The following is a 26,618-nucleotide window of genomic DNA, read 5'->3' as shown; positions in this document are numbered from 1 at the left end:
ACTCATTACTGCGCCGGGGCGGCCAAAAACGTCACACCGTCGGCCAGAAGATTTTCAGGGAGTGCGAAACCGCAGGTCGCAGCGGTGCGAGAGAGGTGTGGAGGCCGCCGCGGTGGGCGCCGTCATCGTCGTCGTCCTTCTTCTCGGCGCGCTTCTCGGCCTTGCGGTCGGCCTTCCGCTCGGCCTTCCGCTCGGCCTTGTCCTGCTTCCGGTCCCGATCGCCGTCCTGCTTGCGGTCCTGGTCGCGGTCCCGGCCGGAGCCCTTGCCGTGGTGCCGGCCCTTGTCCGCGTGGTCGTCGCTCCCGCGCCCACCGGAGCGGGGGGCGGTTGAGGACAGGACGCCCTCGCAGTACTTCCACACCCGGAGGCCGTTCGCCGCGTCCCGCAGGGCATGCCTGCGGTCGGGATCCAGCCGCTTGCCGTCGCGGAGGTCGCGGCATACCGCGGTGATCTCCCCGCGGTGGTCGCCGGAGCCGTCCTTCCGGCCCTCCGGCTTCGGAGCCGCGTCATCCCGGTCGTCGTCCCGGCCCTGACCGCCTGCCCCGCCCTTCGACGAGCCGCCCGGGGCGTCGTCGGGGGTGGAGCCGCCCTGCACGGCGTCGCTCGGCGACGGCGACACCAGCGGGCGTTCGGGATGGGTGGCGGAGGCCGAGACGGAGGCGCCGGGGTTGGGCTCGTCACCGCCGAACGGTGACCTCAGGGCTCCGGTTCCGGCCGCGAGAGCCACCCCGCCGACCATGCCGACCGCCAGCACGGCGGCCAGGGCGAGGCGCGCGGGACGAGCCCAGCGGGGCGGCCGGGAGGTGCCGGTGCCGCTGTCGCCGGGGGTTCCGATCCGGACCAGCCCGGCGCCGGGGACGCCGGCCGTGTCGCTGCCGCCGGTGGCCGCCAAGGCCGCGGCCGCGTCGGCGCGTTCCGCGCGGGCCTTGCGGAAAGCGGCCATCGCGGCGGCCTCGCCGGGGAGTTCATCGCTGGTCAGCGGGGGTGTGGCGGACAGTGCGCCGAGGGTCCTGGCGAGGTGTTCGGCCTGGTCCCGGCCGGCGCCTTCGACAGCTCCGGGTGGCTCTCCGCTCAGCAGACGCTCCGCCGTTTCGCGGTCCAGCCACCTGTACTGCTCGTCGGCCATCACACATCCTTCTGCGTCCGCGCAACGCTATGCGTCACACCTGCGGACGTCACGGCACCGCCACGCGGTTCTCGCTGGGGCGGCAGGGCGTCGAGCACTCCGGCCGATTCCGGATCGGCCTGCGGATCGTCGCCGAGCAGTTCGGCGAGCCGCTTCAGACCCCGGTGCGCCGCCGTACGGACCGCGCCCGGGCGCTTGCCGAGCGTCTCGGCGGCGGTCTTCGCGTCGAGCCCCACCACCACGCGCAGCACGACCGCTTCGGCCTGGTCCTGCGGCAGCCGGGAGATCAGGGAGAACGCGCCGTCGGTGGCGAGCGCCTCGATGGCCTCGCCGGCGGTGTCCGACTCGGCGGCACGACCGGTCAGCTCGGTCTCGTCACCGCCGATCGCGGGCCGGCGCCCGCGCATGCGTATGTGGTCCAGCGCGCGGTTGCGGGCGATCCGGGCGGCCCAGCCGCGGAACCGGTCCGCGTCACCGGTGAACCGCTCCAGATCGCGGGCTATCTGAAGCCACGCCTCGGACGTCACGTCCTCGGCGTCGGGGTCGCCGACCAGCGTCCGTACGTACCCGAGCAGCCGCGGATGCACGGTGCGGTACACAGTCCGGAACGCGTTTTCGTCTCCGTCCTGTGCCGCGCGCACGGCGGCGGTCAGCTCCGCGTCGTCCCCCAGCACCGCACCCCTTATGCGCCTGAACCGGCGCCGCTCTCGCGGACCGGGTTCTCGCCGTCGTGGTTCCTCAATTGATGGTCGCGGTATCAAGACCGCAGGTGGTTGCGGTGGTCGTACCGCATTCGCGTTGGCGCGAACGGCACGTTACGACCTGAAACCATGCCCCGTCCATGTCCGCCGGAGATGCAACCAAGCCGTGACGCAGCGGGGTGTGACAGAAAACGCACAGGGGGCGCTGTAGGAAGTACGGGCCGCCGCGCGGCCCGTGCCGCGCGACGGCCGGGGCCTCTCCTGTGGGGGGTGGCGGCCTCGGCCGTTGCCAAGGCGGGCCTCCGCGGGCTCGTGCGACGGGCGGGCTGTGACGGCCGGTGCTCGCGGAATCCCTTACCGATGACGGCCGTTGGGCTGGGAGCGCTTGCTCCGGCTCTTGTCCGAGCCGTTGTCCCCTCTGGTGTCGGAGCCGTTGCCCCCTGCGTTGTTCGCGGCCGGTGCGCCGCCGTCCTTCGCGGAACCGCCGTTCCCGGAACCCCCGCTCCGGCTCTTGGACGCGGCCGCCTGTTCGGCGCAGTACGCCGTGATGTTCCTCTCACCGCCCGCGGCGGCCACCAGCCGCTGCCAGGACGTCGCCTCCATGGCCTTGCCGCGCCGGCCGACCCGCTCGTAGGCGCGGCAGTGGGCCTCGGTGTCCTGGCCGGGGGACGGCCGGTCCGGGGAGGGGCCGATGTCGGGGGTGGGGCTGTGGCCGTCGCGGGACGGCTGCTCCGACGGGTCGCGCGGGGCGCTGTTCGGGGCGGGCTTGCGCTCGGGGGCGTTGTTCGTGCCGTCCTCCGGCGATCCGGCCACGCCGATCGCCGCCACGGCGACACCGCCCAGCGTGAGACTGGCGAGCAGCACGGAGAGCGTCGTCTTCAGGGACCGGCCCAGGTGCCGCCGTTCCCGGGCACGCCAGTCGTCCCGGCGGCGGGTGGGGGTGCGCAGGGCCCCGGCGTCCCGGGCGGCCCGGAAGGCGGCCACGGCCCGCTGTTCGGCCTCGGCGTCGACACCGTCCCGGATGAGGGAGGCGACGATCAGCGCCTCGACGTCGGCGTCGAGGAGGGCGTGCCGGGAACCACGGCCGGACAGCCCGCCGTCGCTCTGCCGTTCACCCATGTCCGTTTCCGTCCCTGCTCGATCCGATCGATCCGTATCTGCCCCGGCGGCGCCGGCCGGCCCGCCGGGCCCCAGTACGTCCCGCCGCTCCGCTCTGTTCAGGGCGCCGACTCCGCGCGACCCGACCGGGACGCACGCGAAACCGCCGGTTCCGCTACGTCGACTCCCCCAGCGTCCGGGGAGCCTCTTCCGTCACACTCTCCACGCCCAGCTGCCTGGCGAGGCGTTTCAGGCCCCGGTAGGCGGCCGTGCGCACCGCGCCCGGCCGTTTGCCCAGAACCCGCGCCGCGGCCGGCCCGTCGAGGCCGACCACGACCCGCAGCAGCACGGCCTCGGCCTGGTCGCGCGGCAGGCCCCGGACCAGCTCCAGGGCGTGCTCGGTGGAGATGGCCTCCAGCGCCTGGTCGTGCGTGCTCTGCGGTCCCGGCAGTTCCAGGACGTCCTGCTCCAGCGCGGACGACCGGGGCCGTACCCGCTGCCGGCGCAGGTGGTCCAGCGCCCGGTGCCGGGCGATGGTCGCCGTCCAGCCGCGAAAGCCGGCCCCGTCGCCCCGGAACCGCCCGAGGTCCCGGGCGATCTCCAGCCAGGCGTCGGACGCCACGTCCTCCGCGTCGTCCCCGACCAGGCCGCGCAGATAGCCGAGCAGCCCGGGCTGCACGAAGCGGTAGGCGACCGCGAAGGCCGCCTCGTCACCCTGCTGGGCCCGCGCGACGGCCGCGCCCAGTTCCCCGTCGTACGCCTGCCCTCGCCGGGGTTCCGTTCCCTGACCCAAGTACCGTCCTCGTCCGTGCCGAGTGCGCGCCCTCCCACGGTCATCAGCGCCGGTCCGCGCGGAAGTGTCACAGCGCGTCAGGCGACGGGCGCCCGCGACCGTTCGGGTCAACCCCGCCCGCCGTCCTCGGGAGCCCGGCCCCGCGGAGGTTTCGGCCAAGTGACCTACCGGGGACCTCTGCTCGCGATGCCACCGCCCACGAAAGGCGAGCGCCGTATGACACCCCGCCTCCTGCGCACCGCCGTCGCCACCGCCCTGGCCCTCGGCGCACTCGGACTGACCCAGCCCGCCCGGGCCACCTCCTCGGACGGTGTGCACACCGTCCGGGTGCCGGACGGAGACCCCCACGACCGGTCCCTCGCCCCGCGCACCACCGAGCCGTTCAGCCTGATCGGCGTCACCTGGGACGACCCGGACGAGGCCCTGGACGGCATCGTCCAGGTGCGCACCCGCTCCCGGGAGAGCGGCGCGTGGAGCACATGGCGCCCCCTGGAAGCCGACAGCCGCAGGCCCGAGTCCGGCCCCGACCGCGACCGGGCCGGAGTTCGCGGCAGCACCCAGCCCCTGTGGACCGGACCCTCGGACGGCGTCCAGGTGCGTGTCGCGGGCTCGCGCCTGCCGGAAGGGCTGCGCGTCGAACTGGTCGACCCCGAGGCCGGGCCGGACGCCGTGCACACCGGGGCCGTCGACCCGGACGTCGTCCCGCCGGCCGCCGGTCCGCAGTCGGCCGAGCGCCCCGCCATGACCTCGCGCTCCGCCTGGGGCGCGGACGAGTCCCTGGTGAAGGACCCGCCGACCTACACCGGCGGCACCAAGGCGATGTTCGTCCACCACACGGCGGGCACCAACGACTACGCCTGCTCCCGGTCGGCGTCGATCGTGCGCGGCGTGTTCCTCTACCACGTGCAGAGCAACGGCTGGAACGACATCGGCTACCACTTCCTCGTCGACAAGTGCGGCACGGTCTTCGAGGGCCGTGCGGGCGGCGTCGACAAGCCCGTCCTCGGCGCGCACACCTACGGGTTCAACACCGCCACCAGCAGCGTCTCGGTGCTCGGCGACTACTCCACGACGACCACGAACGCCGCGGTGCGCGCGTCGGTCGCGAAGGTCGCGGCGTGGAAGCTCGGCCTCTACGGCATCGACCCGACCGGGACGACCGTGCTGACCTCCGGTGCCGACAACGGCAAGTACAGGCTGGGACAGAAGGTGACGTTCCACCGCATCTCCGGCCACCGTGACGGCTACCCGACCGAGTGTCCCGGGCAGCACCTCTACGACGACCTGCCCGAGATCCGCACCCTGGCCGCGAACGCCGGCATGTCGGCCGAGCCCGCCGCGGAGCCGCCGGGGCTCCTGGACGAGGACGAGAACGAGGACGTCACCGAGGGCGTGCTCGGGCGCTGACGCTAGCGCCGGAGCCCGGTGTTCACCGCGTCCCGGCACAGCAGCCGCAGCGATCCGTGGCCGGCGTAGCAGCGGCGGGCCTCCTCGATGGGGTCCCACAGGCGCCCGTCGGGGGTGCGGATCCAGTGGTCGCCGCCGGTCGCCCACCACTCGGCGCCCGACTGACGCGCCATCACCTCGCCGGCATAGGCGCCGAAGCCACGCAGCACCTCCCTGACGGCGGCGTCGGGTGCGCCCTCCCGCCGTATGCCCTCGATCATCCGGTCGATGCTCCACAGGCTCTGCGCCGAGTAGTCGAGGCGCAGCCGAGCACCCTCGCGCATCGTCGCCACTGTGTCCGCCGCCCACCGCAGCGGCTTCGCAGCCGCCGATGGCCTGGTCTCCGCTTGAGTCGTCACATCCCGGAAAGCGCTGCGGCGAAGCGTTTCGTCACCCGGAATCGGCGGCTTCCCCGAAGCCGCGCAGGACCGCCCCACCTCGCCCAAGGGACAGTCACAGGACTCTTCCAGGAAGCGGGTTTAGGGGCCTTCCGGGCTCGCTCCCCCTCAGCCCTGTTGCCGACTCCGGCGGGACACCACCGCGCGCAGCACCCGGCGCCCCTCGACCGACACCTCCAGCGCCCGGCGCAGCCCGGCCGGGCCGTGTCCGGCGAGGACCTCCAGGACGGTGATCTGGCGGCGCAGTTCGGCGGCGACGAGGGGCGACATGCCGTCCGTGCGGCCCTCGCGGCGGGAGTCGACGGACGAGGCCTCGTCCTCGGCGGTGTCCAGGAGCCGGTGGATCTGGAGAGAGGCGACGGAACAGGCGTCGGCCCACACCCGGACTTGCGCGGCGGACCGCTCGGCGGGAGCGGCCTCGAGCATCCGGTGGGCGAGCGCGGCCGCCTCGTCCCCGGCGCCGGCCGCGTCCAGCTTGCCGCGCGCCTGCTCCAGCCGCTCGCCCCACTCCCCGGCGCCCGCGCCGTCGCTGAGGCTCGCCCACACGGGCCGCAGGATCTCGTCGTCGCCGCCCAGCAGGGGCACGCACCGATCCAAACAAGCCAGCCCGCTCGCGGCCAGCCCGCGCTCGTCGGCCTGTGCGATCAACTCCACCAGGCTCATCCACGCCTCCCTCCGCGGGCCTTCTCCGGGGCCCGATCAGGCCGCCGCCGGCCTTCACCCCTTACGGAACCCGCACTTCCCCTAACTGCGTGCAACGGCCCCGGAGTGTCACAGGGGCACCACACCCAGTCGGTCGAGAAAGCGGAACAAGAGGTTTTCGGCCAGGGGGTCCCCCCGCTCGAGCGAAGCCGAGAGTGGGGAAGGATCAGGGTCTGACGTCAGTACGTCCACGAGGGCGTCGGCGTTCACCTCGCACCCGGCCTCGGCGGCCCAGCGCACGGCACGCTCGGCGGCGTCGCCTGGTTCCAGGAAGTAGTCCTCCAGCGTGAGGCCCTCCCGGCCCGCCCCCACGTACCCGGCCATGGCCGAGCGCGCGAGGCAGGTCGTCCACGCCCCGCTCTCCGGGGCCGCGGCCTCCAGCACCACGCACTCGCTGTTCATGACGTATCCGAAGAGCGCGGGCGCCCCGGTCTCCATGGCGAGGGCGTTCATGTTCCCGATGTCGCCGTCGCTGCTCGGGTACTCCCAGACCTGCCACCCGCCCGGCGCCGAGGCGCGCCGCGTCAGGCCGTCCCGGGCCGCCGCCAGCGCCTCCAGCTCCGGCAGCGGCCGTTCCCCCCGGCCCACGACGAAGTATCCCCAGTAGCCCATGTCCCGGTTCCCCCCGGCATATTCGATGCTCCTCGCCAGAAGACCACCACAGCCGTACGGGAGTTCGCAGCCGTATGCGCCAATTCGTGCCGGTCAGCCGAGCCTGTCCGCCAGCGCCCGGAACTGCGCCCAGGTCAGCTCGGGCTCGCCCGGGTCCCACAGCTTCTGGACGGTCGCCCGCAGCGGCATCCGGACCCCGGCCGCCACCTGGTTCTGCGTCTGGGAGTTCGCCAGGTCGCACCAGACGGCGAAGGTCCCGCCGAGGATCTGGTCGTCGTAGCGCGCCGGCACGGCCGCGGTGCCGCGCAGCACCCGGGGCGTCCACTGCTCATAGATCCGCTGCCCCGTCGGGTAGACGAAGGTCTGCGGCTCGCCGAGCACGTAGTACAGGAACTCGTCGTTGTAGTTGATCACCTTCCGGCCCGCCTGGAGGTACTCCAGGGGCTCCCGGGCGCCGATCTCCTTGCCGGTCCAGTAGGCGACCTGGATGTCCTTCGCGGGCTCGACGGAGGTGCCGCGGAAGAAGCCGTCGTTCCAGGCGCGCGGGACGCGCTGGTGCTTGCGGACGGTGTCGGCCCGGTCGTTCAGCCAGCCGGTCGTCAGGTCGGCTACCGTCGCGCCGGAGCCGTACTTCTCCTGGGCGGCCGCGGCCAGCTGCGGGAACGACGCCTCCGGGTCGGAGCGGACCAGCGCCTGGTACTCGTCGGCCCCGAGGTGCCAGGGCTTGCCGGGGAAGAGCTCCGCGTACTCGTTCAGCAGCTCGTCGACGATCTCGGCGCTCTCGGGCTTGGAGATGTCGATGGCGCCCTGCACCGCCGACCCCTGTGCGGTGCGCAGCTGCAGGTCGGGGTGGGCGCGGAGGACCGCGCCCAGGTGCCCGGGCGAGTCGATCTCGGGCACGACGGTGATGTGCCGGCTCTCCGCGAGGTCGATGATCTTCCGCACCTGCGCCTTGGTCAGATGCGGCTGGGACACGATCTCCGGCTGCGTGTCGGACTCGATCCGGAACCCCTGGTCGTCGGAGAAGTGCAGCCCCAGCTCGTTGTACTTCAGGTCGCCCAGTTCCCGGACCCGGTCCTCGATCCAGCCGGCCGTGAAGTACTTGCGGGCGATGTCCAGCATGAACCCACGCTGCGGCTTGGCCGGTGCGTCCTTCACAACGCCCTCGGGCGCCGTGCCGCCGTCGTGGGTCTCCTGCTTGAGCGTGCGGGTGCCGTAGAAGACCCCCGCATCGGTGGGTCCGTCGATCTCCACCCGCCCGTCGCGCACGGTCATCGTGTACGACTCCGGGTTCGCGCCCTTGTCGCCGTTCAGCGCCAGCCGCAGGTCCCCGGCCTTCTTGTCGCCCTTCTCGCCCGCGTACGTCATCCCCAGCTCGCCGGCGACCAGCCGTCCCTCGTCGGCCAGCGCCGGGTCGTCCACGACCACCCGGTTGCCCTTCTCGGGCTGCCAGCCCGGTCCGCGCGCCGGCTCGTGGTCCCGCACGGCGGGGATGGTGCGGGGCGTCTCGGACAGGGGGTAGGAGCGGGTCGGGCTGGGGGTGGGGGCCGCTTCCGGCGCCCTGTCCGGGGGCGCCGCCGCGGTGGCGCCCTGCGAGGATCTGGCCTCCGCGCCGGTGGACCCGCCGTCGCCGCCCGAGGCCGCCCAGAGCCCAAGACTCACCCCGGCCCCGACCACGACCAGGGCTACTGCCATGGCCACGGTCAGCACCTGCCGCTGTTTCTCCTGCTTCGCCGAAGTCCGGCGCCTGTGCTGACTCACACGGCCAACCTAAAACCCGGGGCCGCTCGGCGCGCGTCCACCACGCGTTCCGAAACTCTCCCCCCCGGGTGAATTCAGGCATCCTTCGGACACGCCGTGGTCGTACTCGATAGCGTGACGTCACATCTCTCACAACTTGCCCTGCCGACACACGTGACGCCCACGAGGACCCACGCTGCCTGCGCACCGTCTCCCAGATCTCCCCGGCCGCCTGGCCATACCGGTGGAGCACTTCAACGCAGCCTCCGAGGAGGACCTGGAGCAGGCCCTCCTCTCCTGTCTGCGCAGCCACCGCTGGGCCGGGCGTGTCGCGGACCACCGTCCCTACCCGGACCTGGACTCCCTGCTGGCCGCGGCGGACGAGGCGGCCTACGACCTCGGCTGGCCCGACCTCACCGAAGCGCTGGCGGCCGAGCCCCTGCCCGCCCTCCCCCCGGACACCTACGCCGCCGCCCACACCGCCCTCAGCGCGGCCCACGCCGCCTACGAGGCCCGCTTCGGGCACGTGTTCGTCATCTGCCTGGACGGGGTGTCCCCCTCCGAGACCCTGGACCGGCTCCTGGAGGCCATCCGGTCACGATTGACAAACGATCCGGAGGAGGAGCGGACGGTGGTGGCCGACGAGCTGCGGCGCCTGGCGAAGGAACGGCTGGTGGGCGCGCTGAGGGGCGCGGGGAACCGCGCACCCGGTCACAGCGAACCCGCACCCGGCAGATAACGGGAAATCCCACCTCAGAAGCCGCCGAGGCTAGCCCGTACGCATGCCAGTTTGATCACACAGCCAGACCCCGGCGCAGCCCGGCCGCAACGCATCGCTACGATGCTGGGGGCCGGTGGACCGTACCCGGCCGGGCCCGACCGACACACCAAGCCGGCGCGGCCCCAATCCCCGCTCCCGGAGGAAACTTCCGTGCCGGCTGGAACGCTGTACCGCGGCCGGGAAGGAATGTGGTCCTGGGTGGCTCACCGAGTCACCGGCGTCCTCATCTTCTTCTTCCTGTTCGTTCACGTGCTGGACACCGCCCTCGTCCGTGTGTCCCCGGAGGCCTACGACACCGTCGTGGCCACGTACAAGACGCCGATCGTCGCGCTGCTGGAGTACGGCCTCGTCGCCGCCATCCTCTTCCACGCGCTCAACGGCCTGCGCGTCATCGCTGTCGACTTCTGGATCAAGGGCGCCCGCTACCAGAAGCAGATGCTCTGGACCGTCGTCGCCCTGTGGGTCGTGCTGATGCTCGGGGCCATCTACCCCGTCCTCGGTCACGCCGCTCGTGAACTCTTCGGGAGCTGACGCACATGTCCACGACTGACAAGACCGCTGCCGGCGTCGGCCCCGTCGAAGGCGGGGCCGTCTACACCGTCGACAACCCGGCGCCCTTCATCGAGGCCCCGCGCCGGCGCACCAAGAAGACCCCGAAGACCACCCGGGGCAACTTCGAGCTCGCCGCCTGGCTGTTCATGCGCCTGTCCGGCGTCGTGCTGGTCGTCCTGGTCCTCGGCCACCTGCTGATCCAGCTCGTGCTGGACGGCGGCGTCTCCAAGATCGGCTTCGCCTTCGTGGCGGGCCGCTGGGCGTCCCCGTTCTGGCAGGTCTGGGACCTGCTGATGCTGTGGCTCGCCATGCTGCACGGCGCCAACGGCCTGCGCACGGTCATCAACGACTACGCGGAGCGCGCGAACACCCGGCTGTGGCTCAAGGGCCTGCTCTACACCGCCACGGTGTTCACCATCCTGCTGGGCACGCTGGTGATCTTCACCTTCGACCCGAACATCCGCTAGGCACGGGGTTGCGAGAATCATGAAGATCCACAAGTACGACACCGTCATCGTCGGCGCCGGTGGCGCGGGCATGCGCGCGGCCATCGAGTCCACGAAGCGCAGCCGCACCGCCGTGCTGACCAAGCTGTACCCGACCCGCTCCCACACGGGCGCCGCGCAGGGCGGCATGGCCGCCGCGCTCGCCAACGTGGAGGAGGACAACTGGGAATGGCACACCTTCGACACGGTCAAGGGTGGTGACTACCTGGTCGACCAGGACGCCGCCGAGATCCTGGCGAAGGAGGCCATCGACTCCGTCCTCGACCTGGAGAAGATGGGCCTGCCGTTCAACCGCACCCCGAACGGCACCATCGACCAGCGCCGCTTCGGCGGTCACAGCCGCAACCACGGCGAGGCCCCGGTCCGCCGCTCCTGCTACGCGGCCGACCGCACCGGTCACATGATCCTCCAGACGCTGTACCAGAACTGCGTCAAGGAGGGCGTGGAGTTCTACAACGAGTTCTACGTCCTGGACCAGCTGATCACCGAGGTCGACGGCGTCAAGAAGTCGGCGGGCGTCGTGGCGTACGAACTCGCCACCGGCGAGATCCACGTCTTCCAGGCGAAGTCCGTGGTCTACGCGTCCGGCGGCTGCGGCAAGTTCTTCAAGGTGACGTCGAACGCGCACACGCTGACCGGTGACGGCCAGGCGGCCGTCTACCGCCGCGGGCTGCCGCTGGAGGACATGGAGTTCTTCCAGTTCCACCCGACCGGCATCTGGCGCATGGGCATCCTGCTGACGGAGGGCGCCCGCGGTGAGGGCGGCATCCTCCGCAACAAGGACGGCGAGCGCTTCATGGAGAAGTACGCGCCGGTCATGAAGGACCTCGCGTCCCGTGACGTCGTCTCCCGCTCCATCTACACGGAGATCCGCGAAGGCCGTGGCTGTGGCCCCGAGGGCGACCACGTCTACCTCGACCTCACGCACCTCCCGCCGGAGCAGCTGGACGCGAAGCTCCCGGACATCACGGAGTTCGCGCGCACCTACCTCGGTATCGAGCCCTACACGGACCCGATCCCGATCCAGCCCACCGCGCACTACGCCATGGGCGGCATCCCGACCAACGTCGAGGGTGAGGTCCTGGCGGACAACACCACGGTCGTCCCGGGCCTGTACGCGGCCGGCGAGGTCGCCTGCGTCTCCGTCCACGGCGCGAACCGCCTCGGCACGAACTCGCTGCTGGACATCAACGTCTTCGGCAAGCGCGCGGGCATCGCCGCCGCCGAGTACGCGCAGAAGGCGGAGTTCGTCGAGCTGCCGGAGAACCCGGCGGAGCTCGTGATCGAGCAGGTCGAGCGGCTGCGCGACGCCACCGGCACCGAGCGGGTGGCGGAGCTGCGGCGCGAGCTGCAGGAGACCATGGACGCCAACGTCATGGTGTTCCGCACCGAGCAGACGATCAAGACGGCGGTCGAGAAGATCGCGGAGCTGCGCGAGCGCTACAAGAACGTCTCGATCCAGGACAAGGGCAAGCGGTTCAACACGGACCTGCTGGAGGCCGTCGAGCTGGGCAACCTGCTCGACCTCGCCGAGGTCATGGCGGTCTCGGCGCTCGCCCGCAAGGAGTCGCGCGGCGGTCACTACCGCGAGGACTACCCGAACCGCGACGACGTCAACTTCATGCGGCACACCATGGCGTACCGCGAGGTCGGCGCCGACGGCTCCGAAACCGTCCGTCTCGACTACAAGCCGGTCGTCCAGACCCGCTACCAGCCGATGGAGCGTAAGTACTGATGGCTACCCCTGTTCTGGACAAGGAAGACGCGGCCGGCAAGCCCGAGCCCGGTTTCGCCGACTCCCCCTACATCACGGTCACCTTCCGCATCCGCCGGTTCAACCCGGAGGTCGCGGCGGAGGCGGTGTGGGAAGACTTCCAGGTGGAGATCGACCCCAAGGAGCGTGTCCTCGACGCCCTCCACAAGATCAAGTGGGACCTGGACGGCACGCTGACGTTCCGCCGCTCCTGCGCGCACGGCATCTGCGGCTCGGACGCCATGCGGATCAACGGCAAGAACCGCCTTGCCTGCAAGACGCTGATCAAGGACATCAACCCCGAGAAGCCGATCACGGTCGAGGCCATAAAGGGCCTCACGGTCCTGAAGGACCTCGTGGTCGACATGGAGCCGTTCTTCCAGGCGTACCGCGACGTCATGCCCTTCCTCATCACGAAGGACACGAACGAGCCGACGCGTGAGCGGTTCCAGACGGCCGAGGACCGCGAGCGCTTCGACGACACGACGAAGTGCATCCTCTGCGCGGCCTGCACCACGTCGTGCCCGGTCTTCTGGAACGACGGCCAGTACTTCGGGCCGGCCGCGATCGTCAACGCGCACCGCTTCATCTTCGACTCGCGTGACGAGGCCGGTGAGCAGCGCCTGGAGATCCTCAACGACCGCGACGGCGTGTGGCGCTGCCGCACGACCTTCAACTGCACGGACGCGTGCCCGCGCGGCATCGAGGTCACGAAGGCGATCGCGGAGGTGAAGCGAGCGCTGATCACGCGCCGCTTCTGAGCCTCGCCGGTTGCTGATGAGGGCCCCGTTTCCGCTGGAGACGGGGCCCTCTGGCATATGCCGCACCATCGGGTGAACGCAGCGGAACGGGCTGCGCGGACGTCGTCCGGCCTACGATGATGCTCTCGACACCAGTTCCCAGGAGGCACCTGATGTCCGCAGCTTCCGTCGAGCAGCCCTTCCACGACGAAGAGCCGGTCACCCTCACGACCATCGCCGACGAGATCATGGAGCGCCATCCGGGCTACCGCGTCGAGATCATCGGAGGCCATCTCCTCGTGACCCCGTCCCCGGATGCACCTCACGCCCGGGCCCTCACCGGCCTCATGATCCCGTTCATCGCCGCCGGCCTACACGGCGGAGAGACCGAGACCCTGCAGAACGTCGGACTATGGCTCCCCACCGGCACCGAGGACTACGCCATTCCCGACCTCGTGGTGGTGGACGCCGACATCGACGACCACCTCGTTGAGAACAACGCGTACGACCCGGCCTGTTTCCGTCTCGTTCTCGAGGTCACCTCCGGCAACTGGAAGGACGACCTGAAGACCAAGGTCGCCGCCTACGCCGAGGCCAAGGTGCCCGTCTACGTCATCGTGGACCGCAAGCACCAGCGCCTCCACGTCCTGACCGATCCGGTGGGAAGCGGCTACGAGAACCACCGCCCACACGCCCCCGGCGAGCTCGTCACCCTGCCCGACTCCATCGGCGCGAAGGTGACCCTCGACGTGGCGGAGATTCTCACGGCCGGCCAGGCGAGAACGAGCGACTGAGTCGCGGGCCCCGGAACCGGCCGGATTCAGGCCGGTTCCGGCCACCCGACGAAGGGCTCCTGTGACTGGTGTGGCCGCATGTGGCCGGACTGACGCCCATGACGCCCCTGAGGAGAGCCGCCATCGCGCTCGTGGCCACGGCCGCCACGCTGCGCCATCGCGCTGAGTACGCGGCGGGTGAGGGGCTGCACGGCCTGAATCGAGGACGATCAGACCACCCTTCACAACTGGCTCAGGATCGTAGGGTCCGTGATCTTCGTGTCCGTCGCCAGCATCATCGCCTTGCTGAGGATGACCGACAGCATGCGGTCGCCCTCGTAGGGGAGGTAGCCCGTCCCGGGGGTCGTCGGGGCGGACTTCGGGACGATGCAGAGGTACTGGTCGTTCGGGGTCATGAGGATGTTGCCCGAGCCGAGGTGGATCTTGTACGTGTGGCGGCCGCCGCGGACGTGGAGGAAGCGGCCCTCCAGGGTGCAGCGGTCGGCGATGGCCAGGCGGGGTATCAGGCGGTCGAGGAGCGTGCGGCGGGTCTCGGCGCTCGCGTTCAGTTCGCCGAAGCCGTACGACGTCCAGTACTCGCGGAAGCGGCCGTCGGGGCCGCCGTCCTGCCAGGTCGGGTCGTTGCTTCCTCGGTCTCCTCGCGGCTGAGGCCGAGCGCGCAGGCCCGGGCCTCCAGGGCCGTGTCGAGGAGCTTGGCCGTGTTCTTGTACGTCACATGGGTGGCCCGCCGGGCGAGTTCGGCCAGGGCCCCCAGGCCGTGCGCCGCTCCCCCTCCGTCGTCTCGTCGACGAACGTCACGATTCCCATGCCGAGGACCGTACGAGACACCACTGACAATCCTCGCGCGACCCTGTGTTGAACATGTTCAAAAGTAGGTCTACAGTCATCCCCGACAGCGTTTTGAACGTGTTCAAGAAGGGTGGGGCTATGGACCGCACGGTCATCGCCTACGTCATCTACCTGCTGGTCAGCATCGGTCTGACCGTCTGGGTGGCCCGCACGCTCAGCCACAACGGGAGGGTCTTCCTCGCCGACGTGCTGCACGGCAACGAGAAGCTCGCCGACGCCGTCAACCACCTCCTGGTGGTCGGCTTCTACCTCGTCAACCTCGGGTTCGTCGCGCTGTACCTGAGCGACGACGAGACCATCACCGACGCCCGCGGCATCTTCGAGGCCCTGTCGACCAAGCTCGGCGTGGTGCTGCTGGTGCTGGGCGTGATGCACCTGGCCAACGTCTACGTGCTCAACCGGATCCGGCGCCGGGGCGCCATGGAGCGGGAGCAGGTGCCCCCCGTGCCGCCGCAGGGCTGGGTGGCCCCGCAGGCGCAGGCCTGAGCGGAGGAGGCCCACGTGAACGCCACCGGCACGAACGCCACCGGCACGAACGCGACCGGCATGAACGCACCCGCACCGGTCCGCCGGCTCACCGTCCTGTACGACGCCGAGTGCTCCCTGTGCGCGTTCCTGCGCGACTGGCTCCTGCGGCAGCCCCAGCTTGTGCCGCTGGAGCCGGTCCCGGCCGCCTCCGAGGAGGCCCGGCGGCGCTTTCCCGGCCTCGACCACGGCGCCACCCTCGACGAGATCACCGTCGTCGGCGACGCCGGGCAGGTCTACCGGGGACCCGCCGCCTGGGTGGTCACCCTGTGGGCGCTGCGCGAGCACCGGCCGCTCGCCCACCGGCTGAGCACCCCGGCCGGTGCCCGGCTGGCCAAGGGCGCGGTGCTCGCCGCCGCCACATGGCGCGGGGCGCAGGGGCACCGGGGGCAGCACGGCGGCGCGCAGTGGGGCGGCCAGGTGTACCGGCGCGCGGACGGCTGGTCGTACGCCCCCGGCAGCGGATGGAGCTCCACCGCGCCGGGCTGCGCCGACAGCACCTGCGCCCCCCGGTAGCCGCACCCGTGCTGACGTTAGGCTCTCTTTCCGTGCCCGCGAAGAACGACGGCCCCGACGACGGCGCCACCCCCACCAAGTCCGAGCAGACCCGCGCCCTGATCCTGGAGACGGCCATGCGGCTGTTCCAGGAGCGCGGCTACGACAAGACGACGATGCGGGCCATCGCCAAGGAGGCAGGGGTCTCCGTCGGCAACGCGTACTACTACTTCGCGGGCAAGGAGCACCTGATCCAGGGCTTCTACGACCGGATCGCCGCCGAGCACCAGGTGGCGGTCCGGGAGATCCTGGACCGGGAGCGCGACCTGGAGACCCGTCTCGCGGGGGTGCTGCGGGCCTGGCTGGACATCGCCGCGCCCTACCACGAGTTCGCGGTGCAGTTCTTCAAGAACGCCGCCGACCCGGACAGCCCGCTCAGCCCCTTCTCGCCCGAGTCGGAGCACGCGCGCGAGGAGGCCATCAGCGTCCACCGGGAAGTACTCGCCGGGGCCACGAAGACGAAGGTGCCCGAGGAACTGCGGGACATCCTCCCCGAGTTGATGTGGCTGTCCCAGATGGGGCTGGTCCTGTACTGGATCTTCGACCGTACCGAGGGGCGCGAGCGCAGCTACCGGCTGGCCGAGCGTGGTGCCCGGCTCACCGCGCGGGGCGTCGCCCTGGCCCGCTTCCGGGTGCTGCGGCCGCTCGTGCGCGAGGTGCACGAGCTGTTCACGGAGTTCCTGCCGGGGATGACGAACGCCATCCCCGACCCGGCGCCCCGGCGGCGCTCCGACTCCTGAGTCGTCAGAGGTCGGTCAGAGGCCGGTGAGGCTCCACAGACGGAACACGCCCGTGCCGTCCGACAGGTACTGACCGCCGCCGACGTCCTCGCTGGTGACGACGTACTCCTTGGCCTGCCACAGCGGCAGCACCGGGACGTCCTCGGCGACGGTCTGCTGCACCGAGCGGAAGTCCTGGTCGGCCTCGGACCGCTCGGCGAAGCGGCGGCTGTCCTCGATGAGCCGGTCGACGGTCTTGCTGCTGTAGCCGGTGCTCATGGTGCTGCCGGTGCCGACGAGCGCGGCGCCGAAGGTGTCCGGGTCGGGGAAGTCCGCGACCCAGCCGACGGCGTACGCGTCGAGCTTGCCGCCGGCCCACTGCTTCTGGAAGGCGGTCCACTCATAGCCCTGGAGGGTCACCTTGAACAGGCCGCTCGCCTCCAGTTCCTTCTTGATCTCGGCCGCCTCCTGCTCACCGGCGCCGCGGCCCGTGGCGTAGCCGTAGGTGAAGTGCACCGGCAGGCTCACACCGGCCCGGGTGAGCAACTGCCGGGCCCTCTTCGGGTCGGGCTTCGGGTAGTCGTCGAAGAACGAGGCGGTGTGTCCCGTGAGGCCCGCCGGGATCAGGGAGTACAGCGGGTCGACGGTGCCGTCGTAGACGGTGGCGGCCAGCTGCTCGCGGTCGATCAGCCAGGCCATGGCCCGCCGGATCTCGGGGTCGTGCAGCGGCTTGCCCGCGCGGGTGTTGAAGTACAGGTTCCGGGTCTCGGAGCCGTCCGCCTCGTAGACGCGCAGGCCCGGGTCGCTCGGGTTGAGTCCGGCGAGGACTCGGGGCGGCAGCTGGTCGGTCGCGACGTCGACCCGCTTGTCCTTCCAGGCGGTGTCCAGGGCTTCGGGGGTCGCGTAGTAACGCAGGTCGACGGGCCTGCCTGCGCCGCTGACGGCACCCCGGTAGTGCGGGTTGGGCGCGAGGACCGCCTCATGGTCCTTCGTGTACGAGGTGAGGGCGTAGGGGCCGGTGCCGTCGACGCCGGCGTCGGTGCGCAGCTTGCCGGCCGGGTACGCGGTGTGGTCGACGATCGAGCCGGCGCCGGTGGCCACCTTGAAGGGGAACGTCGCGTCCGGCGAGGTCAGATGGAAGGTGACCGTCATGCCGGCGGCGTCCACGGAGCCCAGCGTGCCGAGCAGGGAGGCCGGGCCGACGGGGGCCTTGATCCTCAGGATCCGGTCGAAGGAGTACTTCACGTCCTCGGCGTCCATCGCCCGGCCGCTCGGGAAGGTGAGGCCGTCGCGCAGCTCGCAGCGGTACGTGGTGAGGTCGCCGTGCGCGAACGCGCAGCTCTTCGCCGCGTCCGGCTCGGGGGCGGTGCCGCCCGGCGCGAACGTCAGCAACGACTGGAAGACGTTGCTGAACAGCGCCCAGGAGCCCGCGTCGTAGGCACCGGCCGGGTCGAGCGAGGTGACGCCGTCCGTCGTGCCGACCGTGATGGTCTTCCCGTCGCCCTTCGACGGCAGGAACTGCCAGGCGCCCACACCCGCGGCGGCCAGGACCAGCAGCACCGCGAGTATCCGTATGCGAACCGATCGCATCGGCTTTGCCCTCCCCAGGCCCCTGAGGGCCGTTGTGCGTGTACCGCACCCCTTTGCGGCGGGCTCACACAATCACAGGATTTTGAGCAGAGGGAAGGGAGATCTGCTGAGTTGGGTAAGAACTTACCGATGGGGACCGATGGGTGTTTCGGTCCGGTTTCACAGCGTTCTCACAGGGTGTGCGTGCCGTCAGGCCTGCTTCGACGCGAGTTCGATGACGGTGATGTCCGAGGGTGCGCCCACGCGGGTGGGCGGACCCCAGGCGCCGGCGCCGCGCGAGACGTAGAGCTGGGTGTCGCCGTAGCGGTCCAGGCCCGCGAGGGTGGGGTTGGCGCCGGAGGCGATGAGGTTGCCCGGCCAGAGCTGGCCGCCGTGGGTGTGGCCGGAGAGCTGGAGGTCGACGCCGTGCTCGACGGCGTCGTGGATCTGGACGGGCTGGTGGGCGAGCAGCACGCACGCGCGTGCGGTGTCGCGGTCGCCGAGCGCCTTCGCGAAGTCCGGGCCCTGGCCCTCGTCCTCGCCGGCGACGTCGTTGACTCCGGCCAGGTCGAAGTACGGCATCTCCCTGCGGGCGTTCTCCAGGGGGTTGACGCCCAGGCGGCGGACCTCCTCGACCCACTGCTCGGCGCCGGAGAAGTACTCGTGGTTGCCGGTGACGAAGTACGAGCCGTGACGGGCCCTGAGCTGGGCGAGCGGGGCGACCGCGGGGCCGAGGTCCTGCACACTGCCGTCGACCAGGTCGCCGACGACCGCGATCAGGTCGGGCTGGGCCGCGTTGATCGTGTCGACGACCTTCTGCGCGAAGCCGCGTCCCAGGACCGGGCCGAGGTGCACGTCGCTGACCACGGCGATCCGGTACCCGTGCGCGGCGCGCGGCAGCTTGGCCAGCGGCACGGTGACCCGCTTGACCTTCGGCCCGCGCAGCACGCCGTACGTCCCGTACCCCACGGTCCCGACGGCGGCGGCCGCTGCGGCCCCGGCGACGACCCGGGAGACGAAGAGACGGCGGGTGGGGCCGGCCGGGGTGGCCGTACCGGTCGGGTTCGCGGTGGCGGGGGACTCCGGGGAGCCCTCGGACGGCGCGTCCGGGCCGGGGCCGTTCGGCAGGTGGGGGGTGGTGGCGGAGGCGCCGCGGTCGGGCTGCGAGGCAGCTGCGGGTGCCGTCCCGGAAGCGGGCGCGTGCGGCGCACCGCCACCTGACCGGGTGCCTGCCGCCGTTGCCGGAACAGCGGTCGGCGCACCGGGATCACCCGTCCGCGAGCCTGCCTCGGGGCCGAGGGCCGGGACACCGTCCCCCTTCGGCGCGGCCGTGGAGGTACCGGCGCCGTCGTTCCCCCCTGCCCCGGCCAGGGGGCCCTGGTCCGTTCGTCTCGCGCGGTGTTCCAGGAAGCGGCGCAGGAGCGGGCGGACGATCTCGCCGGCCAGCACCGCCAGCAGCAGGTATATCGACAGGGCCAGCCACAGGAAGCCCGGCCAGGCGAGGACCTGCTGGAGCCAGAAGGGGGCGCCGGAGCGCTCGGCGACGAGGGCCGTGATCGCCAGGACCCAGCCGCCGGCGATCAGGACCGCGCCCGCGCGGCGACCGAGACCCGGGCCGCGGGTCGTGTCGCGGAACAGCCGGCGCCACACGTACCAGTTGGCCGTCACGACGAGGGCCAGGACCAGTACGGCGACGAGTACGAAAACGATGACCACGGTGTCGTTTCTCCCGATCGCCGCTATGACGTCCGGCGCAGTGCGCGCAGACCACGCAACCCGATGGCCCCGACGGCCGTCCCCAATACGAAGGAAACGACGGCGAGCAGCAGGTGCACCCAGAAGTAGGCCGTGGGATCACCGTCGTCGAAGGCGAGTCCGCTGCTGTCCTTGACGAGGTTTTTGACGAAAGTGATCCAGATGACCCAGCTCCACACCCCGAAGGCGAGCAGGAACCAGGAGACGGGGCGGCTGAGCTTCACAAAATCAGACCTTTCATCACAACGCCGGGCTCCCGGGGCCGGCCGGGGGTCCGGGTGTTGTCCCCCGGATGAGCACGGCATGGGACCAGTATCGCCAGCCCGTGTCCGGTTCCGTTCCCGGGGTGGGGCCTGCGGCGGGACTTCCCCCCGTACGGCATGTACGTTTCCGACCGTGCCCGCTCCGAAGAAGACCGCCAGGCGATCCCTGCTGGTCACCTCCGCCGTCCTGTCGTCCCTCGCCCTGGCCGCCCCCGTCGCCGTCGCCGCGCCGAAGCCCTCGGACAGCCCGTCGGCGAGTGCGAGCCCTTCGGCCACTCCCCCGGCGTCGATGTCGAGCGTGGGCGGTGCCCGGCTCGGCAGGCCGGGGACGCAGGTGAACCTGGCGAGCGGCGTACCGGTGCTGCCGAAGGACGTGAGCGCCCGCTCCTGGATCGTCGCCGACGCCGAGTCCGGTGACGTGCTGGCGGCGCACAACGCGCACTGGCGTCTCGCCCCCGCGAGCACGCTGAAGATGCTGTTCGCGGACACGCTGCTGCCGAAGTTCCCGAGCGGCACCAAGCACAAGGTCGTGCCCGCGGACCTGGCCGGCATCGGCGCGGGCTCCAGCATGGTCGGGATAAAGGAGGAGGAGACGTACACGGTCCACGACCTGTGGCTGGGCGTCTTCCTGCGCTCCGGGAACGACGCCGTGCACGTGCTGTCCGCCATGAACGGGGGCGTCGAGAACACCGTCAAGGCGATGAACGAGCACGCCGAGGAGCTCCAGGCCCTCGACACGCACGTCGTCAGCCCGGACGGCTACGACGCCGAGGGACAGGTCTCCTCCGCGTACGACCTGACGCTGTTCGCCCGCTCCGGGATGCAGAAGAAGGACTTCCGCGAGTACGCCTCGACGGTCCGCGCCAAGTTCCCCGGGCAGACCAAGAAGGGCAAGAAGGGCAAGAAGACCCGCGAGTCCTTCGAGATCCAGAACACCAACCGGCTGCTGGCCGGTGACTCCGACGTGCCCGTCTACCAGGGCATCGCGGGCGTCAAGAACGGCAACACCACCAACGCGGGCGCCACCTTCACCGGCGTCGCCGAGCGCGGCGGCAAGGTGCTGCTGGTGACGGTGATGAACCCGGAGAAGCCCGAGCACAACGAGGTCTACAAGGAGACGGCCCGGCTGTTCGACTGGGGCTTCAAGGCGGCCGGGAAGGTGCAGCCGGTGGGCGAGCTGGTGCCGCCCAAGGGCGCGGCGCAGGCGAAGCCCGGCGTGAACCCCTCCGGCGAGGCGGGCGGCTCCGGGGACGGCGGCAGCGGCACGACCGGGACCGGTTCGAAGCCGGTGGCCGGCGCCCCGGCCGCGGACGGCTCCAGCGGCATCGGGACCGCGCTCGGCATCACGGGCGGGGTGCTCGTGCTGCTCGCGGGCGCCGCGTTCCTGGTCAACCGCCGTTGGCCGCTGCCGGATCTGGTGCGCCGCCGCACGCGCCCCTGACCTCGGGGACTTCGTCCTCCTTGCTCTGCGTCGCCGTCCAGGCGGCGCAGAACAGCACCAGCTTCGAGGTGAAGTTGATCCACAGCAGCAGCGCGACGGGCACCCCGAACGCGCCGTACATGCTCTTCGCGGCCACGCCCTGCAGATAGCCGCTGAGCAGCAGCTTCAGCAGTTCGAAGCCGATCGCGCCGGTCAGCGCCGCGACGAACAGGCGGTGGCGCGTCGGTTCGACGCCGGGCAGCAGGGTGAGGACGTAGAGCAGGAGCAGGAAGTTCGCGAGGACGGCGATCAGGATCGCGGCGATGTGCAGCAGGACTCCGCCCCAGCCGCCCTCGTCGATGCCGAGCTGCCGGGTGACCCAGCCGATCATCGCGGAGGCGACGGCGGAGGCGGCGATGGTGACGAGAAGGGCCCCGCCGAGGCCGACCAGGACACCGGCGTCCTTGGCGTAGCGCAGGAACGGGTTCTCCTCCTCGTCGGGGAGCTCCCACACGGCGCGCAGGCACTCGCGCATCGAGCCGGCCCAGCTGATGCCGGTGAAGAGCAGCAGCGCGCCCGCGATGAGACCGATCGTGCCGGCGTTTTCCACCAGACCGGCGATGTCCAGCTGGTCGGAGATGCCGGGGACCTGCTCGGCGAGCTTGTCCCGCAGCTTCTCCTCCTGCTCCTTGCTGAGCGTGGCGGCGGCGATGGTGGCGGACACCGTCAGCAGCGGGAACAGCGCGACGAAACTCCTGAAGGTCATCGCGGCGGCCAGCCGCGGCCACTTCACGCGGTCGAGCCGCTCGTACGACCGCCACACGTGGGTGATCATCAGCCGCTCCGACCACGGCCCGATCACCGGGAGCTTTTTCAGCCAGTCCATGATCCGACTCTGCCCTCCGCCCGGAACACCCATGTACGGGTACCCCAGAACCGCAGGACCGTAGCCAGCGCCATACCGACGACCGCCCCGGAGACGGTGTCCGCGCGCTGCGAGGTGAGGCCGAGGCCGTAGTGGCTGACGGCCAGGCAGAGCAGTTGTACGGCGGCTCCGGCGAGGTTCACCGCGAAGAACACGAAGTAGGGGCGCAGGCCCGGTGCGCGCGCGGTCCGGTAGGTGCCGAGGGCGTTGCCCGCGTAGGCGACCGTGCAGGCGGCCAGGAAGGACAGGGACTTGGCGGTGAGCGGGTCGAGTCCGGCGGGGCCGCGCAGGCCGGTGAACAGGGCCAGGTCGACGGCGTAGGCGAGGAGCCCGACGGTGGCGAAGCCGATCAGTTCCCGGCGGCACGGGACGCCGGGTTTCGCCGGAGCCGGCGCCGCCCGCCCGAGGGGCCTCGGGCCGCGCCACGCGCGCGGGGTCACCAATTCGCCACGGCCAGGCCGTACATCGCCATCCAGGCCACGCCGATGAGCGCGAGGGCGCGGTCGCGCAGGACGACGTCCTCGGGTTCGCCGGCCGTGCCGCGGTCGGCGAAGACGGCGTATCTGAGGATCGCCAGGATGAAGGCCACCATGGACAGTTGGCGCCAGGGCAGGACGCTGGTGTGCGGGACGCCGCCCTCCTCCATGGCCCACAGGCAGTAGCCGAGGACGGCGACACCGGCCGCGAGCTGCCAGACGAAGCGCAGGTAGCCGGTGGTGTACTCGGTGAGCAACGCCCGTGTGGCGCCCGCCTTTCCGGCCATCTGGACGGCTTCCGAGTAGCGCTTGGCCGACACCATGAACAGCGCGCCGAAGCCGGTGGTGATCAGGAACCAGCGGGACAGCGGGATGCCGAGGGCGAGTCCGCCGATCATGGCCCGCATCAGGAAGCCGGTCGTGACGACGGCGAGGTCGACGACGAGGACGTGCTTGAGGCTGATGCAGTAGGCCAGTTGCATGGCGAGGTAGGCGGTCAGCAGGGCGGCGACGGCGGGCCCGCACAGCCAGGCAGCGGCGGCGGGCGCGAGGACGCCGAGGCAGCCGCCGACGGCGTAGGCGACGGGTACGGGGACCTGTCCGGCGGCGACGGGGCGGTGCCGTTTGACGGGGTGGGCGCGGTCGGCGCCGGCGTCGCGGGCGTCGTTGACGAGGTAGACGGCGGCGGCGCAGGCGGTGAAGAGGACGAAGACGAGGGAGAGTTGGGTCAGGGCGTGCCGGGAGAACAGCTCGCCGGCGGCGGCCGGGGCGGCGACCACGAGGACGTTCTTGACCCACTGCTTGGGGCGCGCGGTCCTGAGGAGACCGGCCAGGAGACCCCCCTTGCGGGGTGGCGCGGACCGCTCCTCGTGGGTGCGCTGCCGCAGGACGGCCGTCTCAGTCATGGTGGACGCCTCCCCGCATCCAGCGGGCGCCGAGCCGGGCCGTGAGGGCGCCGAGGGCCGCGCCGGCGGCGATGTCGGTGGGGAAGTGGACGCCGGCGACCAGGCGTGAGACGCACACCAGGCCGGCGAGGGGCGGGATGGCGTGGGCTCCCAGGGCGCCGAAGGCGACGGCGGCCGCCGCCGCTGAGGTGGCGTGCGAGCTGGGGAAGGAGTGCCGGCCGGCGGTGCGCACCAGGGGCACGACGTGCGCCGGGCGCGGCCGGCGCACGACCCGCTTCACCCCCATGCTGACCAGATGCGCTCCCGCGGTCAGTGCGGTGCCGCGCAGCCAGGCGCCGCGCCGCCTGTCGTCCACGGCGGCTCCGGCGAGCCCCGCCGCCAGCCACAGCGCCGCGTGCTCCCCCGCCCGGGACAGGGCACGCACGGCGCCTGCCACGCGCGGGTCGGTGCCGCACTCCCTGAGCGCCGAAACGATCCGGTGGTCCATGTCGTGCAGGTCGTCGAGGTCGTCCATGTGGACTCACTGTTCACGCCCATCAGGCCTGAACTCCGGCAATATTGAGCGACATCCCATTAATCACCCATTTCGGGGAGGGATGCCATGTTCGCGAACTGATAGCCCACAGTAGGGCGATACGGTCACACACATGTCTGCCGACACCGATTCCGACCCGGACGTCATGGGCCTGGACCACACCACCGTCACGGGCTGGGGCCGCACCGCCCCCACCGCCGCCTGGCTGATCCGCCCCCGGTCGTACGAGGAGGCCGCGGCAGCCGTCCGGGACTGCGGGGCCCGTGGCGGGATCCCCCGGGGCCTGGGTCGGGCGTACGGGGACGCGGCGCAGAACGCGGGCGGGTCCGTGCTCGACATGACGGCCCTGGACCGGGTGCACGCGATCGACGCCGACGGCGGCACCGTGCTGTGCGACGCGGGCGTCTCCCTGCACCGGCTGATGGAGGTGCTGCTGCCGCTCGGCTGGTTCGTGCCGGTCACCCCCGGCACCCGCTATGTCACCGTCGGCGGGGCGATCGGCGCCGACATCCACGGCAAGAACCACCACGTCTCGGGCTCCTTCGCACGGCATGTGCTCGCCTTCGAACTCCTCACCGCCGACGGCGAGATCCGCACGGTGATCCCCGGCACGCCGCTCTTCGACGCGACGGCCGGCGGCCTGGGCCTGACCGGTGTGATCCTCACCGCGACGATCCGGCTCCAGCCGGTCGAGACCTCACTGATGTCGGTCGACACCGAGCGGGCGACGGACCTCGACGACCTGATGGCCCGGCTCACGGCCACCGACCACCGCTACCGCTACTCGGTCGCCTGGATCGACCTGCTGGCCCGCGGCGCCGCGACCGGCCGGGCCGTCCTCACCCGCGGTGACCACGCCCCGCTGGACGCGCTCCCCGCCCGCCTGCGCCGGGACCCGCTCGCCTTCCGCACCCCACGCCTCCCGGCCACCCCCGAGATCCTCCCCGAGGGCCTGCTCAGCCGGACGACCGTGGGCCTGTTCAACGAGCTCTGGTACCGCAAGGCCCCCCGCGCCCGGACCGGCCGCCTCCAGCGGATCTCCCCGTTCTTCCACCCCCTGGACGGCGTGCCCCACTGGAACCGCGTCTACGGCCGCGGCGGCTTCGTGCAGTACCAGTTCGTCGTCGGCTACGGCCGCGAGGACGCCCTGCGCCACATCGTGCGCCGCATCTCCGAACGCCGCTGCCCGTCCTTTCTGGCCGTCCTCAAGCGCTTCGGGGAGTCCGACCCGGGCTGGCTGTCCTTCCCCGTGCCGGGCTGGACGCTGGCGCTGGACATCCCGGCGGGGCTGCCCGGCCTCGGCGCGTTCCTCGACGAACTCGACGAGGAGGTCGCCGCCGCGGGCGGGCGCGTCTACCTCGCCAAGGACGCCCGGCTGCGCCCGGAGCTGCTCGCGGCCATGTACCCGCGCCTCGACGACTTCCGCGAACTGCGCGCCCGACTGGACCCGCACGGGGTGTTCGTGTCCGACCTGGCCCGCCGCCTCAGTCTCTGAGCAACCTCTAGGAGCTGCTGTCATGAAGGACGCCTTCGGCCTCCCCCAGTCCCTGCTCGTCCTCGGCGGTACGTCCGAGATCGCGCTGGCGACCGCCCGCCGGCTGATCGCCCGCCGCACCCGCACGGTCTGGCTGGCGGGCCGCCCGTCCCCCGCCCTGGAGGAGGCCGCCGGGCAGCTGCGCGGGCTCGGGGCCGACGTGCACACCGTCGCCTTCGACGCGCTGGACCCGGCCTCCCACGAGGCCGTGCTCGGCAAGGTCTTCGCCGAGGGCGACGTCGACATGGTGCTGCTCGCCTTCGGGCTGCTCGGCGACCAGGCCCGCGACGAGCGGGAGCCGGAGGCGGCGGTGCGGGTCGCGCAGACCAACTACACCGGCGCGGTCTCGGCAGGGCTGGTGTGCGCCCGTTCGCTCCAGTCCCAGGGGCACGGCTCGCTGGTCGTGATGTCCTCCGTCGCGGGCGAGCGGGCCCGCCGCGCGAACTTCATCTACGGCTCCAGCAAGGCCGGTCTCGACGCCTTCGCGCAGGGCCTGGGCGACGCGCTGCACGGCACGGGCGTGCACGTCATGGTCGTACGCCCCGGCTTCGTCCGGACGCGGATGACCGCCGGTCTGCCCGAGGCGCCGCTCGCGACCACGCCCGAGGCGGTCGCGACGGCCGTGGAGCTGGGGCTGCGGCGCCGCACGGAGACGGTGTGGGTGCCGGGGACGCTGCGCGTGGTGATGGCGGCGCTGCGGCACCTGCCGCGCGCGGTGTTCCGGCGGCTGCCGGTCTGACCCCGCGAGCCGCCGGGGACGCTGCGCGTGGTGATGGCGGCGCTGCGGCACCTGCCGCGCGCGGTGTTCCGGCGGCTGCCGGTCTGACCCCGCGAGCCGCCGGGGAC

The 26,618-nt window shown here is 71.7% G+C and carries 29 protein-coding genes and 1 pseudogene; 13 read left to right on the top strand and 17 right to left on the bottom strand.

What is annotated here, in order from left to right; translation table 11 throughout:
- Positions 1-31: 31 nt before the first annotated feature.
- From HDC93_RS21565 to HDC93_RS21550, 4 genes are all read right to left on the bottom strand, one after another.
- Positions 32-1,126, bottom strand: a complete 1,095-nt coding sequence (locus HDC93_RS21565) for a hypothetical protein (RefSeq protein ID WP_185012504.1) — start codon at positions 1,124-1,126, stop codon at positions 32-34.
- A complete protein-coding gene (locus HDC93_RS21560; protein ID WP_053674644.1) occupies positions 1,126-1,800 on the bottom strand; it encodes an RNA polymerase sigma factor in 675 nt (224 codons plus the stop codon). The genes HDC93_RS21565 and HDC93_RS21560 overlap by 1 nt, the downstream gene beginning before the upstream one ends.
- Positions 1,801-2,181: 381 nt before the next feature.
- Positions 2,182-2,946, bottom strand: coding sequence for a hypothetical protein (locus HDC93_RS21555; RefSeq protein WP_185012503.1), 765 nt, complete (start codon positions 2,944-2,946; stop codon positions 2,182-2,184).
- A gap of 154 nt (positions 2,947-3,100) precedes the next feature.
- A complete protein-coding gene (locus HDC93_RS21550) occupies positions 3,101-3,718 on the bottom strand; it encodes an RNA polymerase sigma factor (protein WP_185012502.1) in 618 nt (205 codons plus the stop codon).
- 216 nt (positions 3,719-3,934) lie between these two features.
- On the opposite strand from HDC93_RS21550, the gene HDC93_RS21545 reads away from it, so the two are divergent.
- Positions 3,935-5,125 carry an N-acetylmuramoyl-L-alanine amidase gene (locus HDC93_RS21545; protein ID WP_185012501.1) on the top strand — a complete coding sequence of 397 codons (1,191 nt, stop codon included), beginning with the start codon at positions 3,935-3,937 and terminating at the stop codon, positions 5,123-5,125.
- A 2-nt stretch (positions 5,126-5,127) separates the two neighbouring features.
- Here the strand turns inward: HDC93_RS21545 and HDC93_RS21540 are convergent, their stop codons facing one another.
- The 4 genes from HDC93_RS21540 to HDC93_RS21525 all read right to left on the bottom strand — a co-directional run bounded on the left by HDC93_RS21540 (position 5,128) and on the right by HDC93_RS21525 (position 8,571).
- Entirely contained in the window at positions 5,128-5,523 is a 396-nt protein-coding gene (locus HDC93_RS21540; RefSeq protein ID WP_185012500.1) for a hypothetical protein, read from the bottom strand.
- 147 nt (positions 5,524-5,670) lie between these two features.
- Positions 5,671-6,225, bottom strand: coding sequence for a hypothetical protein (locus HDC93_RS21535; RefSeq protein WP_185012499.1), 555 nt, complete (start codon positions 6,223-6,225; stop codon positions 5,671-5,673).
- Between the two features lie 108 nt (positions 6,226-6,333).
- The gene (locus tag HDC93_RS21530; protein ID WP_185012498.1) at positions 6,334-6,876 is read right to left on the bottom strand and encodes a hypothetical protein; all 543 of its coding nucleotides are present in this window, start codon (positions 6,874-6,876) and stop codon (positions 6,334-6,336) included.
- Positions 6,877-6,969: 93 nt separating this feature from the next.
- On the bottom strand, positions 6,970-8,571 hold the full coding sequence (locus HDC93_RS21525) for a glycoside hydrolase family 20 protein (RefSeq protein ID WP_185012655.1): 1,602 nt from the start codon (positions 8,569-8,571) through the stop codon (positions 6,970-6,972).
- A gap of 289 nt (positions 8,572-8,860) precedes the next feature.
- Between HDC93_RS21525 and HDC93_RS21520 the strand changes: the two genes are divergently transcribed.
- From HDC93_RS21520 to HDC93_RS21495, 6 genes are all read left to right on the top strand, one after another.
- Positions 8,861-9,355 carry a 2-oxo-4-hydroxy-4-carboxy-5-ureidoimidazoline decarboxylase gene (locus HDC93_RS21520; protein WP_185012497.1) on the top strand — a complete coding sequence of 165 codons (495 nt, stop codon included), beginning with the start codon at positions 8,861-8,863 and terminating at the stop codon, positions 9,353-9,355.
- A gap of 192 nt (positions 9,356-9,547) precedes the next feature.
- A complete protein-coding gene (gene sdhC, locus HDC93_RS21515) occupies positions 9,548-9,928 on the top strand; it encodes a succinate dehydrogenase, cytochrome b556 subunit (protein ID WP_031107855.1) in 381 nt (126 codons plus the stop codon).
- Between the two features lie 5 nt (positions 9,929-9,933).
- Positions 9,934-10,416: a succinate dehydrogenase hydrophobic membrane anchor subunit gene (locus HDC93_RS21510; protein ID WP_185012496.1), complete on the top strand. Its 483-nt coding sequence runs from the start codon at positions 9,934-9,936 to the stop codon at positions 10,414-10,416.
- 19 nt (positions 10,417-10,435) lie between these two features.
- A complete protein-coding gene (gene sdhA / locus HDC93_RS21505; RefSeq protein WP_031107858.1) occupies positions 10,436-12,190 on the top strand; it encodes a succinate dehydrogenase flavoprotein subunit in 1,755 nt (584 codons plus the stop codon).
- A complete protein-coding gene (locus HDC93_RS21500; protein ID WP_031107859.1) occupies positions 12,190-12,969 on the top strand; it encodes a succinate dehydrogenase iron-sulfur subunit in 780 nt (259 codons plus the stop codon). The genes sdhA and HDC93_RS21500 overlap by 1 nt, the downstream gene beginning before the upstream one ends.
- Positions 12,970-13,121: 152 nt before the next feature.
- Positions 13,122-13,742 carry a Uma2 family endonuclease gene (locus HDC93_RS21495; protein ID WP_185012495.1) on the top strand — a complete coding sequence of 207 codons (621 nt, stop codon included), beginning with the start codon at positions 13,122-13,124 and terminating at the stop codon, positions 13,740-13,742.
- Positions 13,743-13,963: 221 nt separating this feature from the next.
- Here HDC93_RS21495 and HDC93_RS21490 read toward each other — a convergent pair.
- Both HDC93_RS21490 and HDC93_RS21485 read right to left on the bottom strand, forming a co-directional pair.
- Positions 13,964-14,365, bottom strand: a pseudogene (locus HDC93_RS21490) (hypothetical protein); the annotation flags it as partial.
- Positions 14,287-14,457, bottom strand: a complete 171-nt coding sequence (locus HDC93_RS21485) for a hypothetical protein (protein ID WP_185012494.1) — start codon at positions 14,455-14,457, stop codon at positions 14,287-14,289. The gene HDC93_RS21485 and the pseudogene HDC93_RS21490, both read right to left, overlap by 79 nt.
- A 212-nt stretch (positions 14,458-14,669) precedes the next feature.
- Here HDC93_RS21485 and HDC93_RS21480 point away from each other — a divergent pair, with 212 nt between their 5' ends.
- Genes HDC93_RS21480 through HDC93_RS21470 form a run of 3 tightly spaced genes read left to right on the top strand, consistent with a single transcriptional unit; the run spans position 14,670 to position 16,411 of the window.
- Positions 14,670-15,077 (top strand): hypothetical protein, encoded by a 408-nt coding sequence (locus HDC93_RS21480; RefSeq protein WP_033311437.1) that lies wholly within the window; start codon positions 14,670-14,672, stop codon positions 15,075-15,077.
- A gap of 60 nt (positions 15,078-15,137) precedes the next feature.
- Positions 15,138-15,632, top strand: coding sequence for a thiol-disulfide oxidoreductase DCC family protein (locus HDC93_RS21475; RefSeq protein WP_185012654.1), 495 nt, complete (start codon positions 15,138-15,140; stop codon positions 15,630-15,632).
- Positions 15,633-15,664: 32 nt separating this feature from the next.
- On the top strand, positions 15,665-16,411 hold the full coding sequence (locus tag HDC93_RS21470) for a TetR family transcriptional regulator (protein ID WP_185012493.1): 747 nt from the start codon (positions 15,665-15,667) through the stop codon (positions 16,409-16,411).
- 15 nt (positions 16,412-16,426) lie between these two features.
- On the opposite strand, the gene HDC93_RS21465 is transcribed toward HDC93_RS21470, so the two are convergent.
- From HDC93_RS21465 to HDC93_RS21455, 3 genes are all read right to left on the bottom strand, one after another.
- Complete coding sequence (locus HDC93_RS21465) at positions 16,427-17,980, bottom strand: ABC transporter substrate-binding protein (protein WP_185012492.1); 1,554 nt, start codon at positions 17,978-17,980, stop codon at positions 16,427-16,429.
- Positions 17,981-18,169: 189 nt separating this feature from the next.
- Positions 18,170-19,675: a metallophosphoesterase gene (locus HDC93_RS21460; RefSeq protein ID WP_185012491.1), complete on the bottom strand. Its 1,506-nt coding sequence runs from the start codon at positions 19,673-19,675 to the stop codon at positions 18,170-18,172.
- A gap of 23 nt (positions 19,676-19,698) precedes the next feature.
- Complete coding sequence (locus HDC93_RS21455; RefSeq protein WP_185012490.1) at positions 19,699-19,938, bottom strand: SCO4848 family membrane protein; 240 nt, start codon at positions 19,936-19,938, stop codon at positions 19,699-19,701.
- Between the two features lie 172 nt (positions 19,939-20,110).
- Here HDC93_RS21455 and HDC93_RS21450 point away from each other — a divergent pair, with 172 nt between their 5' ends.
- The gene (locus HDC93_RS21450; RefSeq protein ID WP_311774594.1) at positions 20,111-21,418 is read left to right on the top strand and encodes a D-alanyl-D-alanine carboxypeptidase; all 1,308 of its coding nucleotides are present in this window, start codon (positions 20,111-20,113) and stop codon (positions 21,416-21,418) included.
- On the opposite strand, the gene HDC93_RS21445 is transcribed toward HDC93_RS21450, so the two are convergent.
- The 4 genes from HDC93_RS21445 to HDC93_RS21430 form a co-directional block, all read right to left on the bottom strand.
- Complete coding sequence (locus HDC93_RS21445; RefSeq protein WP_185012488.1) at positions 21,366-22,283, bottom strand: YihY/virulence factor BrkB family protein; 918 nt, start codon at positions 22,281-22,283, stop codon at positions 21,366-21,368. The two genes, HDC93_RS21450 and HDC93_RS21445, sit on opposite strands and share 53 nt — an antisense overlap.
- On the bottom strand, positions 22,271-22,675 hold the full coding sequence (locus HDC93_RS21440) for a GtrA family protein (RefSeq protein WP_185012653.1): 405 nt from the start codon (positions 22,673-22,675) through the stop codon (positions 22,271-22,273). Before HDC93_RS21440 ends, HDC93_RS21445 begins: the two co-directional genes overlap by 13 nt.
- Before the next feature lie 83 nt (positions 22,676-22,758).
- A complete protein-coding gene (locus HDC93_RS21435) occupies positions 22,759-23,703 on the bottom strand; it encodes a decaprenyl-phosphate phosphoribosyltransferase (protein WP_185012487.1) in 945 nt (314 codons plus the stop codon).
- Positions 23,696-24,217 (bottom strand): phosphatase PAP2 family protein, encoded by a 522-nt coding sequence (locus HDC93_RS21430; RefSeq protein ID WP_185012486.1) that lies wholly within the window; start codon positions 24,215-24,217, stop codon positions 23,696-23,698. Before HDC93_RS21430 ends, HDC93_RS21435 begins: the two co-directional genes overlap by 8 nt.
- A 133-nt stretch (positions 24,218-24,350) precedes the next feature.
- Between HDC93_RS21430 and HDC93_RS21425 the strand changes: the two genes are divergently transcribed.
- The gene (locus HDC93_RS21425; RefSeq protein ID WP_185012485.1) at positions 24,351-25,733 is read left to right on the top strand and encodes an FAD-binding oxidoreductase; all 1,383 of its coding nucleotides are present in this window, start codon (positions 24,351-24,353) and stop codon (positions 25,731-25,733) included.
- A 22-nt stretch (positions 25,734-25,755) separates the two neighbouring features.
- Positions 25,756-26,511 carry a decaprenylphospho-beta-D-erythro-pentofuranosid-2-ulose 2-reductase gene (locus HDC93_RS21420; protein WP_097219499.1) on the top strand — a complete coding sequence of 252 codons (756 nt, stop codon included), beginning with the start codon at positions 25,756-25,758 and terminating at the stop codon, positions 26,509-26,511.
- Positions 26,512-26,618: the final 107 nt, after the last annotated feature.

The sequence above is a fragment of the Streptomyces sp. AK010 genome (assembly GCF_014207295.1).
Lineage (GTDB): Bacteria > Actinomycetota > Actinomycetes > Streptomycetales > Streptomycetaceae > Streptomyces > Streptomyces massasporeus.
This window is presented reverse-complemented; position numbering and strand designations above follow the sequence as displayed.